This is a genomic window from Vibrio sp. HI00D65, from assembly GCF_001635455.1.
GTDB lineage: Bacteria > Pseudomonadota > Gammaproteobacteria > Enterobacterales > Vibrionaceae > Vibrio.
Window position 1 is genome coordinate 205987 of the sequence record NZ_LWEH01000091.1, and the last position, 21727, is coordinate 227713.

A 21727-nucleotide genomic window follows, 5' to 3' on the forward strand; every position below is an offset into this window, starting at 1 on the left:
AGCTGATTTCAGCTACAACAATCTATTATTCTTCGATGTAGTAAGCTTCTACAGTGCCTTTAAGAGTGATAAGCATTGGCTGACCGAAACGATCAAGTGCTTTAGGAGAAGGAATCTTCACCCAACCTTCGCTGATGCAGTATTCTTCAACATCAGTACGCTCATTACCATTTAGACGGATACCGATTGGGTATTCGAAACACTCAGCCACGTGGTGTGGGCTGCGTGGGTTGCCTGCAAGATGATCTGGTAAAGCTGGTCTTGAATTAGTATCGCTCATGTTCATTACCTGTATGTAAGTAAATAAAAAAGTGCGTCATTCTAGTCAATATAGGCTTTGTGCTCAACAACTGCTGTGATAAATCGTATTGATAGCTTTAATCAGCGCCTAGTTGTTTGATTTAACGACAACCTAGGCACTATTCACATACTTAAAATTATTCTTTTTCTAAAGTTAGCTCCTCGGTTTCAAGAAGCGCTTCTACAATCTCTCGAGAACGAACAGCCAACACTGAAAGCAACGTATCACTCAGACCATGTGAAGACTCACAGCACCCCTGTAGGAAAATCTTAACCCCGCAGTTTGACTTCATATCTAATTGGTATGAACGCCCTACCGATTTACTATCAATCAAGGGTTCAATGGAGCTGAGCATTTGGTTGAACTCATCGTATCTATAACCAGTAGCAAGAATGATCGCGTCGTATTCATTCCATGTCTGCACCTTGTTGATTGTGTCACTCAAGCGCAACGCCACTTTGTCGTCTTTCACTGCTACTTCTTGAATGTCGTGGCAACGTAGATGTTGATGTTTACCTTCACCTGTTACTTTCTGTAAGTAAAGAAGCTCATAAATTGCATTGAGTTCTTCTGTATCCACAACGGAATAGTTAGTTGAGCTAAAGCGGGAAAGAATATGGTCACGTTGTTCTTGCGTGCTTTCATACATTTGGTCTGTAAATTCAGGGTCAAACACCTCGTTTACAAACGGGCTATCATCGGCTGGGTGCAATGCAAAGCGGCGGTTAATCATGTGAACTTCACCGCCGGAGTAACGGTTCGTCAGATCAACAAATATTTCAGCAGCACTCTGCCCTGCGCCCACAATTGCAATCTTAGGCTTCGATTTTGACTTAAAGGTTTCACGCCACACCTTATACTTCGAAGAGTGAATAATATTTTCGTTATCATGACCTTCAAACTGTTTCGGAAGCTTTGGCATGCCGCCCATACCAACAATGAGGTTCTTTGCAATTCGAACCGTTTGATTGCCGTGAATGTCAGTAGACGTGACCTTCACTTTAGAAGTATGACCATCTTCTTCCATTGCCTCAATATTAATGACTCGTTGGCCGTAACTCACTCGATCTGAGAATTGATTTGCGACCCACGTCAGATAATCATTAAACTCGAGACGAGAAGGATTCATACTACCTAGGTTAATGAAAGCGTTAAGCCTGTCTTTGGTGTGCAAATAGTTAACGAATGAATAAGGGCTCGTTGGGTTGCGCAATGTCACCAGGTCCTTCAAGCACGATATTTGCATTCTTGTACCATCAAGCAACATGCCGCCGTGCCATTCAAAGTGAGATTTTTGCTCCAAGAAGCAATAACTTAAACCATTACCTTTAGCCAGCTCTTCCAGTGTAATAGCTATCGATAAATTTGCAGGACCAAAGCCTACACCTAGAACATCATATTCCTTAATTTGTCTTGTCATACATAACCTTATGAAAATTTTTGGGAACGAAGCCCCCTATTCCGACTCCATTCTTCAGCACTGACTATTTAACGGCTAAAACTCGTTGCTGAAGAAGGTGTCTTTCAACTGACACATCAAAGCCGCACGCTTATGCGGAAACTCAAATTCTTTAACTTTTGCAAAACCGTATTTTTGTAGGTACCCGATCATCTTGTCGTTATCGGCTCGTGGCTCACTAACAATCTTTTCAGTTCGGGGGTCGGATAAGTAAATGAAATGACAAACAGAGGGTAACCAAGCCGCAACTTTATGTGCGCCACGGTGAGACTCTTCCCCTACCAGCATGTGGATTCCACGGTCATAATCACCTGCAGCGTAATACGGGGCGATTCGATCTTCTTTGGTCCAGTACACTTCGATGTAGGCGAAAGGCTGATTGTCTAAACACACAATAAGAAGCTGATTCTTATTGTTTTTTACCGACTCTTCTAAGTACCGTCTGTGCTCTTCCAGTGAACCCGTTTGCTCCCAGAAATTCGCTACACGTTGGCTGTTTTGCCACTTATTGAAGAAGGTTAAGTGCTTGTCGACATCCAAGCCCTCTAGAGTGAGAACGGCGTTAAGTTCAGGAATATAACGACGATACAATTCACCCAATAAGGGCTTTGGCCTCGCGGGATGATAACCTGCCGCATCGAGAACTTGCTTATGGGGGTAAAGCGTTCGGTGTCGATTCTTAAGCCAAAGTTCAGGAACTTGCATAATGGCTTCACGCCAAAGCACCTTTAAGCCCTCAGCAGTTTCAAAGCACAAAGAATCCAATACTTCACTTCTAAACAGCCCAAGTTCAATCGTTCGAATTTTGGGGTTAGCAGAGAATAGAAGTGCAAAAGCAGAAAGTTGCTCCGTGTTTAACGCGGTCATTTGAGTTAAACGCCAAAACTGGTTTGTTTCCCGCACAACTTCAACCACACCAGAACTAACTTCAACGCAGTAACTGTCTTGTGCCTCTCTTAACGAAACACTCTGTCCATCGGACAGAGTGTTCAGAGGCTGGCTCTTACCAGTCATAGGTTACGCTCGCAATTACGTTACGGCGATCACCGTAATAACAAGAACCAGCGCAAGTCGCTACGTATTCTTTGTCCGCTAGGTTCTTAGCTGCAACTTGGAACTTGTAATCTTCGATTCGGTAACTCAGTGTTGCGTCAAACAATGTGTAAGAAGGAACGACGTTAGTTTCTGTATTGTCGGCATACGAATCACCAACGTAACGTGCACCCGCACCAACGGTTAAGCCATCAAGTGGACCACTCAAGAAACGATAGTTTGCCCAAGCCGAAGCCAGTTGATCGGCAATTTGTGACGGCGTGTTCCCCACAATACTGTTGTCAGCATCTTCAGTGATTTCAGAATCAATGAACGACACATTACCAATCAAAGTCAATGCTTCGGTCACGTTTGCCACCGCTTCCAGTTCAATGCCACGGTTGCGGACTTCACCAATTTGCGTGAATTGTGTTTTATGCATACTCTTCAAGTTCTCTTTGGATACTTGAAATGCCGCAATGTTGAAGTAGCCTTCAAAACTACGCGGTTGGTATTTCAAGCCCACTTCGTATTGCTCACCACGTTCTGGTTTCGCAGGATTTTTATTGTCATCTAGTTCGATAATAGGATTAAACGACTGGGCATAGCTCGCATAAGGTGTAAAGCCACTATCCATCAAGTAAGCAACACCGAAGTTGGTTGTCCACTCTTCGTTATCAACCTTAGTTTTTGCGCCCGTAGTCGTGTTATGTGTCTTGTTTTGGGAATCGTCGTAACGAACACCAACTTGCACTGCCCACTTGTCCGCAATCATCATTTGATTTTGTAAATACAGACCCAATTGGTGGTTTTTTGTTTTAGTCGTTTCACGATCCGACTCTGTGTACGGTTGCTGGGTAATCGGATTGATCAAAGCGACATTGTTGCCATATGTAGGGTCAAAAATGTTAAACTGTAGGTTTCCATCAACTGCGACAAGTGGATCTCTAACATTAATTCCAACACCGTCTGTAGGATAGTCCTTACTATCGATATCAATATTTTGATAATCGATACCAGCCAACAAAGTATGTTCTACGATGCCAGTAGTAAAGGTGTGCACAACACGGTTGTCGATATTAAATGCGTCAGACGAGCCTTCTTCAGTAGTAGCCCCGCGTACAATATTACTGCTTGTTGGGTCAGGAAGGCCAAAGTCTTTCATGTAGCCAAGCGTGTACATTTGACGAAGGTTGATGTCCATCTTGCTGTAACGTGTGTTCTGCATGAAGTAGGTAGTGTCATTAAAATGATGTTCAAATTCATAACCTACTGACAGCTGTTCACGCTCGAACGTATCCCAATCTGAATTACCTACCGAAGTGCTATCACTGATTTTCCCGTTTGGATTCGACGTTAACGTCCCTTCCATTGGCAAGAATTGTAGGTACGGATCAGAATCATCTTTCTGGTAGCTCGTTAGTAATGTAATTTTTGTGTCGTCTGTGAACTTGTAAGTCAGAGAAGGAGCGATAAAAATGCGTTCAGCTTCTACACCATCGACACGGCTGCCATTTTTACGACCAAGCGCTTGAAGACGGAAAGCCATTTTATCGTTGACTTCAGAGTTCACATCTAAACTGATTTGCTTACGGTCATCTGTGCCGTACTCAAGAGCAAACTGACCAGAACCACTATCAAATTGTGGACGCTTGCTCACGACGTTAATTACACCACCAGGAGGGGTTTGACCATATAACGCAGAGCCCGGGCCTCGTAAAATCTCGACGCGTTCCAAACCAAACGGGTCGATTTGCCAACTGTAAAAACCCGATGAGTACAAACGCGTTCCATCTTGATACAAGCCACTGTTTGCTTGCTGAAAGCCACGGATAACAAACCAGTCTTGCTTGTTGTCTTCACCAAAATAATTCGCTTGGATACTCGGTGTGTATTGCAGTGCATCGGCAATACTGATCGACGCTCGGTCGTCCATCTGTTCACGAGTCACAATAGAAATTGCACGTGGTGTCTCACCTATCGCAACGTCTGTTTTTGTTGCTGTTCGGCTGCTTAACCCTACGTAACTAAAATCTGGACCTACTGAGCTATCTTCGAGTTGCTGCCCAATAACAACAACGGTTTCATCTTCGTTGGCCTGGACCATTCCTGACGATATAACTAAAGCGACCGCAAGAGCAGTTGGGGTGCGCATAAAGTGCCGATTCATATATTTCTCCTTCAAAACGGCTATGAACCAATTGTAATAAAAACACAAAAAACAACGATAATGGTTATCATTGCGATTAATAATTTAACGGAGTTTACCACGTAATTTTCAAAATAAAACATCTCAGCAATAGTTATTCATAATATTATTAACGATACAAATGCCCGTATAAGTCATTGATTACTGTATTATTCTGCACGATCCCTAAATGATCGGTGTCTACAACGGCGGAAAATTGGAGGTCGTTGTGCTTATTCAACCCTTTTGATAACAGCTCTGAGCGCCCATTTGGCTGCCCTGCCCACCAACAATGCAACTGGGTTTTTATGTTTGGTAATTGATACCCACGACACAGTGCACGCATGTGTTGTTCAACAGCCCAGCTATAGAGCATTTGTTTCGCGTTATCTGCCATGTATCTATCGAACTGATTTTCCGATAACCATGTATTAAACACTTCTGGCCACCTTGATGGCACCACGGAATCAAGCAACTGCACACACCGTTTTCCTTGGTCTTTCGTAATGGAGCCTAATAGCAATGTAATATGTTCTATAAGCTTGGTTTTCGAGGTTGGTGAGTCCCACTGATCTTCAGCGATTTCGGTACCTGGCACATAACAATCAAGTAAACCAACGAATTCAATATCATCGTCATTTTTCTCTAGACGACTTACGATTTCTTGGGCAAGAGCCCCGCCTAACGACCAACCTACTAGCCGATATGGTCCACATGGCTGCATCTGCTTGATTGTTTGATAATAGGTTTCCGCCATATCAGCAAACGACGTATCAAAAACATCATCTAAAATGAAGCTCTTCGACTTGATTCCAAACACGCTTCTTTCACCCTCAAGAGCCTGTGCAAGCCTTTGGTAACCAGTCACGCGCCCTGTTACAGGGTGGATGCAGAAAACAGGTTCATTCTCGTCAGCAGTAGTGTTGAGTTTTTCAATCAGTCGCAGGTTAGGTGAGCATTCATTGGTTTGTACGGTTTGCGCTTGCTCATTCATTGCCGCGATAAGAGCCGTTAAACTCGCAATATATCGAGTTGCGATCTTCTCAATGTCAGCCAAAGAATAATGCGTCGTTGCGAACTCCCATGACAAACTCAGTTTGCCAGATACAACTTGTGCGTTTACTACAAGCGGTGTCAGCATCTGATTTACCCCAGATTGAGGCAAGCTCCCATCTTCAATAGGTGCACACCAGTGTACGAAGCCATCGCTTGTATATTGGCCAAGATAATTAAAGGTCGCGCTTGCACGATATGTATCATTTGTATTTTTGTTTAGATACCTCAAGCCATATCCGATACCACCGTCTTTTTTAACGTTTTCTAGATACTCCCGAGTTTGGCTAAGCACACCCAGAATATCAGGCTGAAAATGCCCAATCATCGGATACAAACTCGTTGTCCACCCTACCATTCGTGAAAGGTCGACGTTCGAAAATACAGAAGATTCACGGCCATGCCCCTCTAAATAAAGAGGTACATCTGTTTGATCTTCACTCGATAGTGCTAACACTAGTGCAGTAATCAACACGCTCTGTGTATCTCCATGACTGGTATTTGAAACACGTAACAACGTTTGGCTGAGTTCGCTTGAAAGTTCGATTTTATAGGCCTGTTTGTCTTGATAAAGCGCCGGAGCGATGTCTGGTCCGTTTTCGAGTAAATTAGGCGAGTTTTCTGCCAGTTCATGCCAAGCGTATTGCATCAACTTACCTTGTTCGCTTGATGACCACTGCTCAATCGACTGAACAGTTTCATCCATTGCACTCGAATTTGGCATCAGTTCGATAACTTGCCCTGCAACTTGCTGTTGATACGCTTTCCAGAGGTCATCTAATAGAATTCGCCAGGACACACCATCCACAGCTAAGTGATGAATCGCGATCATCAACCGATTCGGTGATTCCGAAAGTTCTGCATAACCGGCTTGAATTAGCCTGCCAGAAGCAATATCCATACTTTGCTGTATTTCTTGCGCAAACGCTGAAAACGCTTCTTCAGAATCCACCGAGGTGCGCCATAGGTACTCACGTTCCTGATAAGGCTGATACTGTTGTTTCCAATGACCTTGCTGTTGATTGAACGCCAGTCTCAAGCTTGGGTGCTGTTTTACCAAGGCTTGAATCGCTAACTCCAAATAGTCCGTATTCATTTCTTGTTTAAGCTCGACACAAATATGCTGGTTCCAATGATCGGGCTCAGGAAACGCTTGAGCAAAGAAGTGAGCTTGTATTGGCATTAACCCAAACGCTTCTTCGGTTAACACGCGTTCTTTCGCGGCTTTATGAATATCCAACGCTTCGGCTAAGTCGGTTAGCGTTTTTGCTTCAAATACTTGTTGTGGGGTTAGGTTGTATCCTGCAACGCGTACTTTGCTCACCATTTGTAAACAAAGAATCGAATCACCACCCAATGCAAAGAAATTATCCGAGCAGCTCACTTGAGCTGTGCCTAAGAGCTGTTGCCATATATCCACAAGTAACATTTCTTGCTCGTTTTTTGGTAACACAAGTGTCGCGACAGAATGGGCTTTTCTATCCATAGCTGGAAGTGACGCTCTGTCGACTTTTCCGGCAGGGGTTAATGGCAGCTTATCCAAGACCATCAATTGGCTTGGTACCATGTAATCAGGCAATTCTCTTGAAAGCGCTTCGAGAATATTATCAAGTTCAAAACGCTCAGGTTCACTACTCTGTAAGTAACCAAACAACTGTTTTTTCTGGCCGATCTCTTTGACGACGACCACACAGTGTTCGACTTTAGAGATAGATTGCAGACGACTTTCAATTTCACCCAACTCGACGCGGAATCCTCGGATCTTAACTTGTTGGTCTACACGGCCGATATATTCCATCACACCATCGTTATTCCAACGAACCAGATCCCCAGTGCGATACATTCGTTCGCCCATTGATTCGTTACTGCCATTACCTGCAATAATAAAAGGATCGGGTATGAATCGCTCCGAAGTTAGGTCAGGCTGTTCCAAGTAACCGCGGGCAAGGCCCACTTCTCCACCAATGTACAACTCCCCAACTTTCCCAACCCCCACTTTGTTGAGCTGCGCATCTAAAACGTATAAACGACGTTCACCAACAGGTTGTCCAATCGGCGCATAAGCACTGTTTAATTTGTCCTCCGGATACGCGCGCCAAATCATGGGAGTGATCACTGTTTCTGTTGGACCATAGCCATTGACAATACGAGGAGGTTTTACGATCTGTTGCAAACGCTGATAGGTTTCCGCAGTGAAGGCTTCGCCGCCAAGTGTCCAAGAACGAACGTTGAGTGACGGCTTTTTGTATTCAATCCAATCAAGTAATGGCCCGACATAGCTCGGAGGGAAACAGGCAATGGTAATATTGTCATCACACAGCACTTCACAGGTTTTTTCGACACTCCACAACTCTTGATCTCGAATGACAAGCTTACTACCAAACGCTAACGGTACAGTCCAACGCTCAACGGCACCATCAAAGCTAATTGAAGCGAAGTGAAGCTCAATATCCTCTGGCGTCATGCCGTACTGCTGACCAATGGTTTGAACGTGCATCGACAAACCTATATGATTGATTGCCACGCCTTTGGGCTTACCAGTAGAGCCTGACGTATAAATGATGTATGCCAGTTGTTCCGGAAGTAGCTTCGGCTCTAATTCTGCTTGTTCACATTCTCGCGTGTCTAAAGGTTGAGTTAAGTCTGACGGGCAATAAACGAAAGAGCTGACTTGAAGTAATAATGTGTCAAACTCAGATTGAATATTCTGCCAACGTGACTCTAGCCCTTGCTGGGTAACCACAAACCCAGCCTTAGAATCCTGAATCATGTATGCCAAACGCTCAATTGGGTAGTCAGGATCAAGCGGCAGAAATGCCCCACCGGCTTTCATTACCGCCACCATAGCGACAATCATTTCCACTCCTCTTTCAAAGAGCACACCGATAGCTTGATCGCGCTGCACGCCTTGAGCAATGATTTGGGACGCTAATAGAGATGACGCTGATTCCAATTGTTGATAACTCAACTCAAGGTCTTGATGCTTCAATGCAATGGCATCAGGTTGTACAAGTGCTTGTTCAGCAATTAATTCAACGATCGACTGGAACGCCCAGTCACCTTCTGGTTGCGAAAGCTTCTCTAACACTGAAGCATCGTGTGGTGTTAAATGACTAATTTGAGCTAGATTTTTGCCCGCCTTGATCTCTAACTCGCTGATCAAACTTTCAAGTACAGCATTCAGCTCAACCATCGTATCTGAATCAATTCGATCCTTCGAATAGGTCAACACCACACCTGTTTTTCGCTCAGTCTCACGCACATCCAGTGCAATATCGAATAACGCAAATTGACCACTTTGTTCCTCTGCCGACAGAGTAAGTTGGTTGTCTAACTGAATGTCATCAGCTAATGAGTTTTGATGATTAAATAGCACTTGAAACAAGGGAGTTTGTCCAGCTTTTCGCTCAAGAACCTTTTTCTCACTGGTCTTTTGTTCATTCATCAGAGCATTGACTAGTTGATCAAACGGCAACAATTGATGCTCTTGCGCCTCAAGCACTTTGTGATGAGCCCCTTCAATGACATCAGATAACCGACTGCTAGGCGTTACGGATTGCTGAATTACCATGGTATTCACAAAGAATCCAATCAGATTAGAGACTTCATGACGTGTGCGATTCGCCATTGGTACACCAACAGAAATATCTGAGCGATGCGTCACCTTCGCTAATGCGGCCTGCCAAACACCCAACCAGAGGCTTGAAGTTGTCACCGACAATTGGCGTGCAATCTGTTTGAGTTTTTGAGACTGCGACTCGCTTAATTCATAGCTAATGGAATCAGCTATACGCCTTTGATTTGGGGTAACTTCACTATTCCAAGGGAACAGTAGGCTTGAATCCGTTTTCTCAAGTTCACGCCTCCAAAACTCAATGTGTTGTAGGCCTTTCCCCGCCTCCAACAAAGCACTTTGCCAATGAGAGTAATCACGATATTGAACAGGTAATTCAGGTAACTTGCCTTGTTGATAAAGGGCTATAAGCTCATTCAAGAATACACCTATAGACCAACCATCAGATACAATATGATGCATAACAAGTTGTAGCTTCCATGAACCCTCACCAAACTTTAAGCACTGCATTCGAATGGGCAAATCAGTCTCAAGTTCAAAGGCCTTGGCGATAAATTCTTGCTGTACCTCTTGTACTTGATCTTGGCTCCAGCTTTGAACATCGATACTGACCGGATACATCGCAGCAGCCTTATCAATAAACTGAATAACCTGCCCTGTTGCATTAGTAATAAAGCGCGTTCGTAACACATCATGGCGCTCCAACACTTGGTTAACGAATGCCGTTAAGCGTTCAATATCCAACTCTCCATTTACATGGAACGTACCGGACATATGATAGGCGCTGTTACCCTTGTCCAAGCAATAGATATCCCACAAGCGCTGTTGTGCCGGTGACAACTCCACTTGCTGTTCACTACCGACTGATACAATCGGTAGCTTTTCAAAATCTAAGCCTTTGTTACTAAGCAGCTCGATAAACTTTACTTGTTCTGGCTTGCCCAGTTGTAAAAAACGTTTTGCTAACGCATGTTTGTCTATTTTTCCTTGACTAGCGGCTTTAGGTTGGGTCGTCATTTTAGAGTGATTCTTTGTTTGTATATGACTCTGATCTTTTAAGTGGCTCATAGCAGCTCCAGTTCGTCCATCAATGCTGCCATTGCATCGAATTCGTCTTGTTCATTTTCATTTAGTGTTTGATACTGCGCCTGCAAGCTGTCCGTTAGTGCTTGCAAACTATTGGCGTCGAAAAAGTCTTTAAGCGCGACTTCCAACCCAAGTTCTTGATGTGCCTTTGCGACCACGCGAGTCGCCAACAAAGAATGACCACCTAACGCAAAGAAGTTATCATCCAAGCCCACTTGAGGGATCTCTAATACCTCTTCCCAATTAATGGCGAACCAACATTCCAATTCCGTTTCTGGCGCGCGGTACTCTATCGACTGCCACTCAGGTGCAGGCAGTGCCTTTCTATCTCGTTTCCCATTCGGAGAAAGTGGCATCTCACTAAGACCAATCAGTATTGATGGAACCATGTAATCGGGTAAATGTTCCGATAAATGCTGTTTCACCAACGTTTGTTTGTCTTCACTCCAACTCGCATCAACAGCGTAACCAACCAATTGATCACCAGTCTGATGTTTAAATGCAATAACCGCAGACTCTTCAACCCATTCAAGTTGATTGATTACATTCTCAATTTCTTCTAGCTCAATTCTTAAACCACGGATTTTCACTTGGTTGTCTAGGCGGCCCAAGTATTCCAATCGACCATCGGCAAGTTGAACCACCTGATCACCTGTGCGATACATTCGACTGCCAGGTTCTCCAAATGGATTCGGTACGAATCGGTCTGCGGTAAGATCGGGGCGAGCTAGATATTCACGCGCGAGTCCAATACCTGCTAAATACAGTTCACCTGGCACGCCCATAGGTACTGGGTTCCAGTTGCTATCAAGTACATGAAGCTGAGTATTGCTTATTGCATAACCTATAGGGATACGTTTGGCTACTGGCAGCTCACAAGGCCAATACGTTACATCGATGGCGGCTTCCGTTGGTCCATAAAGGTTATGCAGCTCGACACGTGCGTGGCTGAGAACTTGTTCAACAAGGTCGGCAGGCAATGCTTCTCCACTGCAGATGATGCGTTTGAGGGAAATACAATCTGAGATATTGGTTTCCACCGCGAATGCATTCAGCATCGACGGCACAAAGTGAAGTGTCGTCACCTGCTCTTTTTGAATCACTTCGGATAGCACATTTGGTTGACGATGAGATTCAGGCGGGGCAATCGCAAGACGTGCTCCTGTCATCAGTGGCCAGAAGAACTCCCACACAGAGACATCAAAACTGAAAGGTGTTTTCTGTAACACACAATCCGATTCATTCAGTGCATATTCTTGCTGCATCCAATTCAATCTGTTCTGTAATGCAGCTTGAGTATTCACCACACCTTTCGGTAAACCAGTAGAACCAGAAGTAAAGATCACATACAGAGCCTGTTCAGGTTGCCAATGTACCAGTGGAGGTAATGAAGATTGTTTCGATACATCTAGCTGAGTTAAGTCAACGTACTCGCAAGCATCGCTCTCAGGCCATAAGTGTACTGAGTTAGAATCAGTAAGCAGCAAATCAATGTTAGCCGACTGTAGAATGTATTGAAGGCGTTCCGCGGGATAGCTCGGATCCAATGGCACGTAAGCACCACCCGCACGCGTGATAGCATGCAGACCAATGACTAAATCAAACGAACGCTCAATTCCCAAGCCAACACGGGTTTCGGAGTTCACTCCTTTATCACGTAACCAGTTCGCTAGTTGATTAACACGCACATCAAACTCTTTATACGTTAGAGTTTGACCTTGCATCGATAGCGCTATCGCATTAGGCGTTTTCTTTACTTGAAGTTGCATTTCTTGTGACGGCGTCACGAAACCACCCCAATCAAGGGACGTGTCATTAAATGCTTGGTTTTGTTGCCTAGCCGTCTCGTCTATCAAATGCAGTTGGCTGATTAACGTATCGTTATTGGACGCAACTTTATCTAGAAGTAATAACCAATGATTAAGCAACGACTGCGCAAAGTCTTTTGTGAATACTGGAGAAACATAACTGACAAAACCAAGCCACTTATTCTCGGACATCTGTTGAATGTCCATGCCTATCTCAAGTTGAGCATTGACCACACCTGGATCAAACGGTTCAACATCAAGGCCCAGCCAATCAAAGAGCTCTGCTTCATCAAAGCGTTGGAAATTGAAACTGGTTTGGAATATAGGGTGGTATTGGTAGTTCCCAGTAATACCGAGTGATTCGACCAACATTTCAAATGGGAAGTCTTGCCTGTCCAAAGCTTGCTCAGTGAAAGATTTCACCTGATGCAGTAACTCAGCAAAGGATTGCTCACCATTAAATTGAGCCGGAATCACCAAGCTATTAATGAAACACCCTTGCATCGCCTGTGTCTTAGGTTGTGTTCGCCCAGCAACCGGCACACCAACACGCACTTGCTCTTGGCCTGAATACTTGTGCATCAATAGATGCCACATCGTCAGCATTACATTGAAAGAGGTGGTGTTATGTTTCACTGCCAATTGGGTGATATTTGAAACTTGCTCACTACTAAGTTCGAAGTGAAGTCGATTTCCCTCAGTTTCGGTCTGCTCTCTTGGCACTTCACTGTGCAGTACTAGAGGGTCTATATCGATTTTCAAAGCATCCAACCACCACGCTTTTTGGTCACTCGCTTCTTCAGATTCAAGCCACTGCTTCTGCCAATTCGCATAGTCTACATATTGAACGTCATTCGTAGTTTCAGGCTCGAAAGTTGATGCTACGCCCTCTTCCGTATAACCAGAGATCATCGATTGGTAACAGACAGCCAGCTCTTTCAGCAATGACTGCATGGAGATACCATCTGAGATAATATGATGTACGACAATTAGAAGCTCTGCTTGTCTTCTTTTGGCTACATGCTCAGTGCTAACTTCATGGTTAACGGTAACTAACTGCTCTGATAGCCCAGCAATCCAATCAAATCGAATCAATGGACCTTCTGAGAAATCAAACGGCTTAGCGATGAGTTCTTTATACACAGAGAGCCTTTGTTCATCGGACTCCGAGTTCTGGTGAATACCAACGCAGATTTCACGCTCAGCATGAATAGACTGCATGAGTTCACCTTCAACTTGAGTAAAGTTGGTTCTCAAGATCTCATGACGGGCAACTAATACATTAATGGCACTCTCAAGCACAGCAATATTCACATCGCCCGTAAATTTAAGTCCTAAAGGCATGTGATAAGCGGCACTGGTCGGCAACAGCTGTTGAACGAACCATAGTCGTTTCTGTACCGCGGATGCTGGCATGTGCGGTAACCTTGAAACCCGCTCCAAAAAGGCGACTTCTGTATCATTTTTAACATCGGTAAACGTACATTGAGCAGCCAGTTCTTTAAGCACAGGCGTATCGAACACTGCCTGTAATGACAGCCTAATGTTGTCTTTTTGATTCAACCTTCCGACAAGTTGGGTTGCCAGTAACGACTGACCACCTAAGGCAAAGAAATCATCCTCACGACTTATCTCTTTTTTATCAAACAGCGCTTGCCATTGATTCGCTAAAGCTAATTCCATCGCACCATTCGGCGCTATATATTCTGAGCTTGAAACCTCTTGCCAATTGGGTAGCGGTAAGCGTTTTTTATCAACTTTACTTGCCGGGGTTAACGGAATCTTGTCCATTTTGATGACTTGGCTAGGCACCATGTAATCTGGAAGATCCTGACTAAGGTCTTTTAAAGCGTCTTCAGTGGACAATGCGTTATCGCTTTGAATATAGGCGACCAGCTGTTTACCTGATGGGCTGTCACAAGCTATTACCGCGCATTGCTCTGAGCCTGTGATCTTTTGTAGTCGGGATTCGATTTCACCAAGTTCGACCCTGAATCCACGAATCTTAACTTGTTCATCGCTACGCCCGAGGTATTCCATCACACCGTCTGAACGCCATTTAACTACGTCACCGGTTCGGTACATTCGCTCACCATTGCTTGCAAATGGATCCGGAATAAAACGCTCTGATGTTAAATCAGGACGTTCAAAATACCCCCTAGCGAGCCCGACTTCTTCGCCAATATAAAGCTCTCCTGCTACTCCTGCTGGTACACGATTAAGCGCGGTATCCAACACATATAAAGTTCGGTTTCCAACCGCTTTTCCGATAGGCGCATAAGCACTTTCTAGTTCGGTATCCGGATACGCCTCCCAAATCATCGGAGTCACAACCGTTTCAGTCGGACCATAACCATTGATGATTCGTTTCGGCTTTAAGACTTGCTGCAGTTTGAAGTAGGTATCACGAGTGAAGGCTTCACCACCTAGCGTCCATGAACGCACAGAGAGAGCTGGATTGCTGCCTTCTATCCACTCTAATAACGGCAGCACATAACTCGGAGGAAAACACGCAATGGTTACCTGCTCTCGCTCCAATACATCACAGGTTTGTTGAGCGCTCCATAACGATTGGTCTCGAATGATCAAACGAGAGCCGAACGCTAATGGCACAGTCCAACGTTCGATCGCTCCATCAAAACTGATTGACGCAAAGTGCAGCTCAACATCGTTCGTTATCATGCCATATCGTTGACCTATAGTTTGAACATGCATGCTCAAACCTTGCTGTGATACACAGACCCCTTTCGGCTTACCGGTAGAACCGGAGGTATAAATCATATATGCCAGTTGATCTGGAAAGATGGCAGGCTTTTCAACAAGTCTTGTTGTTAAATCAAGCGAGCCGTAGCCAATGGTTTTAGCTTGGTTCGCGATCTCATAGGCTAATTGCTCACTCAGATCATCATGAACTAATGCACACGCCCCACTGTCTTGAACCATGAAGTTTAAGCGTTCTTGGGGATACGCCGGATCTAACGGCAAGAACGCGGCGCCAGCTTTCATCACACCCATCATTGCAACCAACATATTACAGCCACGTTCAAACAACACACCAACGATGTCATCACGTTCAATACCTTCAGCGATCAACATTGAAGCGACTGCATCGCTCTGCTCAACCACTTGTTGGTACGTTAACGCTTTTCGCTGTTGGCCACTCTCAGCAGCAACGTTAGATACTAATGCTTCACTGTTAGGGCTTAAAAAAGCCTGCTTTGCAACTAAATCTGTAAACGGTTCAAACATCCACGCTTCTGGTTGACGCTCAAATAAGCCAAGTTCATTCAACTGGTTCTCGGCTAAGTCAGGTAATCGGCCTAAATCTTCGGTTAGATGTTCAACTAGCTGAGTCAAATAATGTCGATTAGTCGAGCGTAGTGTTTCAATTTTTTGAGGTGTGAACTTACTTTGATCGTAAGCAAAAACAATACGAAGCGATTCACTCGGCAAAACCGCCAAAGTTAATGGGTAGTGGGTAAATTCATAGCTGTCAGGCTCGCCAATACTGAACTCATCACTGTCGTTAGGATTCAAAAGCGATTCATCTAACGGGTAATTTTCAAAGACGACCAAGGTGTCAAATAGGTTTTCTCCTGACCAGCCCGTCTGCGCTTGGATATCAGACAAAGATGAGTAGCTAAATTCACGTTGGTCACTTGATGAGGCTTGAATATCCAGCAGCCATTCAGAAACAGGCTTAGAAAGATCGACTCGATGTGCAATCGGCAATGTATTGATAAACAAACCAACCATAGAATCGCAATGAGCAAGCTCTGTCGGACGACCCGCCACTGTATTACCAAATACAGGTGTTTGTAGCCCAGTGAAGCGATGCAAAGTAAGTAGCCATGCGGCTTGGGTTAACGTGTTGAGCGTAACCCCTACTTGGTTCAGTTTAGGCAGCCATTCACTTATGATCTCTTGAGAATAATCATCATTGTATCTTTGGAAACTAGACACCTTGGAATCAGTCATCTCAGAATTAGATTGCCCGAAGGATTCAGCCAAACGCGTTGGCGACTCCATGTCTTGAAGGTAACGCTGCCAATAGTCATTAGACTGCTGATTGTCTTGATTTTGTACCCAAGCAAGATAATCAGAAAACTCACCTTTGACTGGCGCAATAGAACGACCTTGGTACAAGGCGAACAAATCGCTGAGTAGAACACCCGTACTCCAACCATCCATCAAAATATGATGAATAGTAAAAATACACTGCACTTGATGGTCGGCTGTTTGAATGAAATCCACACGCCACAAAGGTTTTACTTTTGAACGATCTACAACCTGTTCTAACTCAAAACCACGCTCGACAGTTTGTTTCTTGTATTCACCAAGCTCAAATTGGCTGCGCTTACGAACATCCAACACCTGATAGTCCAATCTAAGTTCAGACCACTCAGCTAGATATGCATTACCATCAAATGAGAACAGCGTAGAACGAAGCATTTGGTGCCTTTGCATAACTCCTTGCCAAGCTTCTATCATCTTTGGCAGATCTACATTGTTGAAAGGTAGAGTGATTTGGTTGACGTAAGTGCTGTGGCTATTAGATAACTTCGCATGGAAGTACAAGCCTTGTTGTAAAGTTGATAACGGGAGAATAGTGTTAGGTAAAGAATCGGTAGAACTCACACCATCGCAAAGCTGATTTAGCTGGCGTTGAGACAAATGAACCAAGGGTGCATCGGCTTTCGTTAATACCGAATCCACTTCAATAAACAGATCATGTAAACGTGCAATACTGCTGTTAAATGCCGAGTGTAACACCTCAACTTCGGATTCAGTAAAACAGTAGCTATCTAACTCAACATCCCACAATAGTTGCTCATTGTTCACTGATGCGTTAATCACAATCGCAGCATCAGCTGAGTTGGAGTCATCTCTCCATAAACCTACATTTGTCACCTCTATAGCGTCATTTAATTGTTGAGCAGCGTTGCCAAGATAGTTGAACAACACATCCATATCGCCGACATGAGGCCACAGGTTTTGCATAACGCCTGCGTGGTATGTCACACCACCAAGGTGGTCGGCATGAAAACTGTCTTTTAAGGATTTAACCCACTCTTCAAATGAGTCAAGCGCAGGAATGGCTTGTGGGTACAACGAGGTGTACCAACCAACGGTTCGGCTCAGATCAAGCCCAGTATCATCGGTAAAACGTCCATGAGACTCACGGTGAATGGTTAACGCTTTGCCTTGATTTAGCGTACTTAATGTTAAAGCACTCACTAGGAACACTATTTGCTCTTGTGTGAGACGAGCAAAGCCAAAACCCGCTTTAGTAAGAGCTTCAATTTTTGATAACGGCGTATGCCAGTGCGTAGAAATAGGTTTGCCGCGACTTTGCGGGTAAAGTAAATCTTTCTGTTGTTCGGCCCAATACGCTTGCTGGTCGTCTGATATCGACAATGTATTTAAAACGTTGCCCCAGTTTCCTTGATGATGCGTTTTGTGACCAAGTAAGTGTTGAGATAATGAGAGCGCGCTAGAAGCCACCTTGCTGCTAGGCATCAGATCAGTGCCGTAAAGTTTAGCGAGATCTTCAATAATCAATGGCCATGACAGTGCATCGACGACCAGATGGTGAACGGCAATGAGCACTTCACTACGCTGATCAAACTCTTCTCGTGCATCTGGTTTGTTCAAGCTGCGTATTCCAACCGCGCCATTAACACCATTGATTAAGTCGATACTCGCTTGAACTTGTTCAACATCTATAACCTCATCAAACACGTGAATCGCAAACTCAGCATCGTCTCGATAATTTGCAGTCATTTCAAATGAAGGATCGGCAGGTAATGAGTGATTGAATTGCAATCTCAACGCGTCGTGATGTTCAACCAGACAATTGAAGGCATGAGTCAATCGCTCAACATCGACCGGATAGTCCCATTTAAACTGGATATATTGATTACAACGGCTCAACTCAAAGTGTTTGATGTATCTTTGCTGCATCGGCAACAGTGCCACTTCACCTCGAAGTTTGCCTTGCTCAGCTATGACAAGTTGTGCTTCTTCTAAGTTCTCCGCCATATCTTGTAATTTTGGGAAATCGAAGACTTGTTTAGGTGATAACATGAATCCCTGTTGGCGCAACTTTCCGACCAATTGAAGGGCCATAATCGAATCACCACCTAACGCGAAAAACTGGCTATTTGCCCCTACACTCTTAACCTTTAGTAATTCGCGCCATATCTCTGCAAGCATCACTTGTTGGTTGTTCACAAGCGAACCTTGATCGCTGTCAACCTCCATCCAATCAGGCGCAAGCAGTTGTTTTCGATCGACCTTACCTGCCGGTGTTAGCGGTAACTTGTCTTGGACGATAATACAAGCAGGTATCATGTAGTCAGGTAAAGTTCGTCCTAACTGCTCAAGCCATTGCGCTTCATCATTACCACCAGCGTCTTGCGATAGCGTATTGTTTGACTGGTTCTTGTTTTGCTCAACTTTGCTTAACTGAACATAGCCGACCAGCTTTTTACCCGTTGGCGATTCATGATCGACAACGGCACAAAATTCAGCTCCGGAAAGCGCTTGAAGTTGGGATTCAATTTCCCCTAGCTCAACACGGAATCCTCGAATTTTAACCTGCTGGTCAACACGGCCTAAATACTCCATGATCCCATCTTCACGCCACTGAACTAAATCGCCCGTCCGATACATTCTCTCGCCATTGTTTGAGTACGGGTCTGGCAGGAATCGTTCAGCCGTTAGGTTGGGTTGTTTCAGGTAACCTTCAGCCAAGCCTACCTCAGAGCCGATATACAGCTCACCACAGCAACCGAACGGTACTTGGCTTAGCTCTGCATCGAGTACATACAACTTCCTATCACCCACTGGCGTTCCGATCGGAGCATACGAACTATCCATCGTATCGTCGGCATAGGCTTCCCAAATCATTGGAGTGATGACCGTTTCAGTCGGGCCGTAACCATTAATAATCCGTGGTGGCGCTAACACCTCTTGAATACGCTCAAAGGTCTCGCGGGTGAAAGCTTCGCCACCTAAAGTGATTGAACGTAATGCCAGTTCTGGTTTCGTCGCTTCAACCCAATCGAGTAGCGGACCAACATAGCTAGGAGGGAAACACGCAATAGTGACTTTTTCTTGCTGCAATACGTCGCAGGTTTGTTCCGCAGTCCATAGTTCTTGGTCTCGAATCACAAGTCGAGAGCCAAACGCTAATGGCACAGTCCAACGCTCAACGGCACCATCAAAGCTGATGGAAGCGAAATGTAATTCTACGTCCTCTTCGCTCATGCCATAACGTTGACCGATGGTCTGAACGTGCATGCTTAAACCTTCATGCGATATAGTGACACCTTTTGGCTTTCCAGTTGAACCAGAGGTATAGATGATATAGGCCAGTTCCTCAGCCAACGGTCGCTTAAAAGAATTATCTGACGATAAACCTGCAAACTCAGCATTTGCAATACAGAATTGAGTGACACCGTCACTACCATCCAATACATCTTTGCATCTATCATTAGATTTAGGATGTGTAAGGAGCAACTCTGTGCCACTGTCTTCCAACATGTAGCTCAAGCGTTCTGTTGGGTAGTCAGGGTCTAAAGGTAAGAATGGAGCTCCAGCCTTCAGAACAGCGATCATAGAGACGATCATATCGACGCCACGCTCCATCATTACACCGATTGGCGATTTTGATGTTGCACCTTGAGATAAAATCAAATTCGCCAATTGATTCGAACGAGTCTCCAACTCTAGGTAACTCATCGACTCGTTTTGGTGTTTCAACGCAATACTGTTCGGACACTTAACTGCTTGCTCAGCCACCAAGTCAGTGAATGGACGATATTGCCATGTATAGTCACCTGAACCATGTTGGTCAATCAACCTCATGTCCTTGCTCGAAATTGCATTAACGGACGCCACCTCAGCGTTTGGCAAATGAATAATACTTCCCAAATTAACCTTAAAGCTTTCGATGAATTTAGTTATAAACGGACGCGTGAACTTTTCCTTTGCGTAGACAAAGCGCAGCGGTGCGTTGCCTTTATTGATGACATCCAACACTAACTCAAACGGTGTCTCTAATACTGGAAATTCTTCAAATTCCGCAGATACTCCGTTTGTACTAATCGATAATTTATCACCGTGATTTCTGAAGTTTAAAGCGGTTGTAGGTATCGGTAAATCACCCACTAATGTCTCTAATGGCGTGCTTTCAAATGCCAAAGACGCTTTCATCGACGCATGGGTCTTGTCAACTAGCTGAGACAGAGTCATCTCTGCATCAATGCGATAGCCCATCACGGCACTGTTAACATAAAAACCGACCGTTCTACGGTTCTTAGAATTTCGGTTTAACGCAGGAACACAAATCGAAGGATGAACATTAGAAGAGTACTGGCGCAGTGTAAGCATCATGGCAGACGCTAACACCTCAAACTTGGTCACGCCTAACTCACTCCCTAACTGCTTGATTGAATCATGGATATCACTCGATAAGTGAACAAGCTCATGTCTCGCACCGTAGGCATCTTGAGATTGGTCATTGAGGTTCGATAACGACAACGGTTCTTCACCAATAAACTGATTCTGTATCCATGAAGATTTTTGCTGCTCATAAAACTCTGACTTTTCCGCACTGGCCTGCTCTACCGCGTAATTGAGGTAGCTTTGAACCTCTTTCATCTGGTAGGTTTTACCCGCTACAGTGTTCACTAGCATCTTAATTGTGATCTGAAACGACCAGGCGTCAGTCACAATGTGATGAGTAGCAAGCAACACCGCAAAGCGATGTTCAGTGACTTTATAAATGCAGCATCGTACGAGGTTACCTTCCACTAGATTGAATGGCTGTTGCCAACGTTGGCGAGCTTCATTATTGATAAACTCAACCGTATTTGAGTCACCTTGCATGTCGATATAATCATATTCAACAGGCTTAAAAGGCATCACTCGTTGAGCCGCTTTTCCCTCAACTTCAGAAAACTGACTGCGAAACGAAGGAAATGCCGACACCATTTCATTTAGTGAGTGTTGAAGTTTTTCAACCGTAACATCTTCGCCTTCAAACCAAAGTAAACCACCTAGGTTATACGCCAGGCTCATCGGTTGTAATTGCTGAAATAACCACAAGCGCTGTTGAGAGTATGTGAGAGGATTCCAAAGGGTTACGGAATCCAAAATTTGTTCATCATCAACTGACATTTTATTACCTAAACATGAAATTTGGTTGTACAGACCCGCT

The 21727-nt window shown here is 44.5% G+C and carries 6 protein-coding genes; all 6 read right to left on the reverse strand.

Going from position 1 to position 21727, the window contains the following annotated elements:
- Positions 1 to 25: 25 nt before the first annotated feature.
- Complete coding sequence (locus A3712_RS09715) at positions 26 to 280, reverse strand: DUF3297 family protein (RefSeq protein WP_082856215.1); 255 nt, start codon at positions 278 to 280, stop codon at positions 26 to 28.
- A gap of 157 nt (positions 281 to 437) precedes the next feature.
- On the reverse strand, positions 438 to 1721 hold the full coding sequence (locus tag A3712_RS09720) for a lysine N(6)-hydroxylase/L-ornithine N(5)-oxygenase family protein (RefSeq protein ID WP_063523274.1): 1284 nt from the start codon (positions 1719 to 1721) through the stop codon (positions 438 to 440).
- Positions 1722 to 1796: 75 nt separating this feature from the next.
- A complete protein-coding gene (locus tag A3712_RS09725) occupies positions 1797 to 2774 on the reverse strand; it encodes a GNAT family N-acetyltransferase (protein WP_063523275.1) in 978 nt (325 codons plus the stop codon).
- Positions 2764 to 4947 carry a TonB-dependent siderophore receptor gene (locus A3712_RS09730; RefSeq protein ID WP_063523302.1) on the reverse strand — a complete coding sequence of 728 codons (2184 nt, stop codon included), beginning with the start codon at positions 4945 to 4947 and terminating at the stop codon, positions 2764 to 2766. The genes A3712_RS09725 and A3712_RS09730 overlap by 11 nt, the downstream gene beginning before the upstream one ends.
- A 163-nt stretch (positions 4948 to 5110) precedes the next feature.
- Positions 5111 to 10624 carry an amino acid adenylation domain-containing protein gene (locus tag A3712_RS09735; protein WP_443083590.1) on the reverse strand — a complete coding sequence of 1838 codons (5514 nt, stop codon included), beginning with the start codon at positions 10622 to 10624 and terminating at the stop codon, positions 5111 to 5113.
- A gap of 47 nt (positions 10625 to 10671) precedes the next feature.
- Positions 10672 to 21687, reverse strand: a complete 11016-nt coding sequence (locus A3712_RS09740; protein WP_063523277.1) for a non-ribosomal peptide synthetase — start codon at positions 21685 to 21687, stop codon at positions 10672 to 10674.
- Positions 21688 to 21727: the final 40 nt, after the last annotated feature.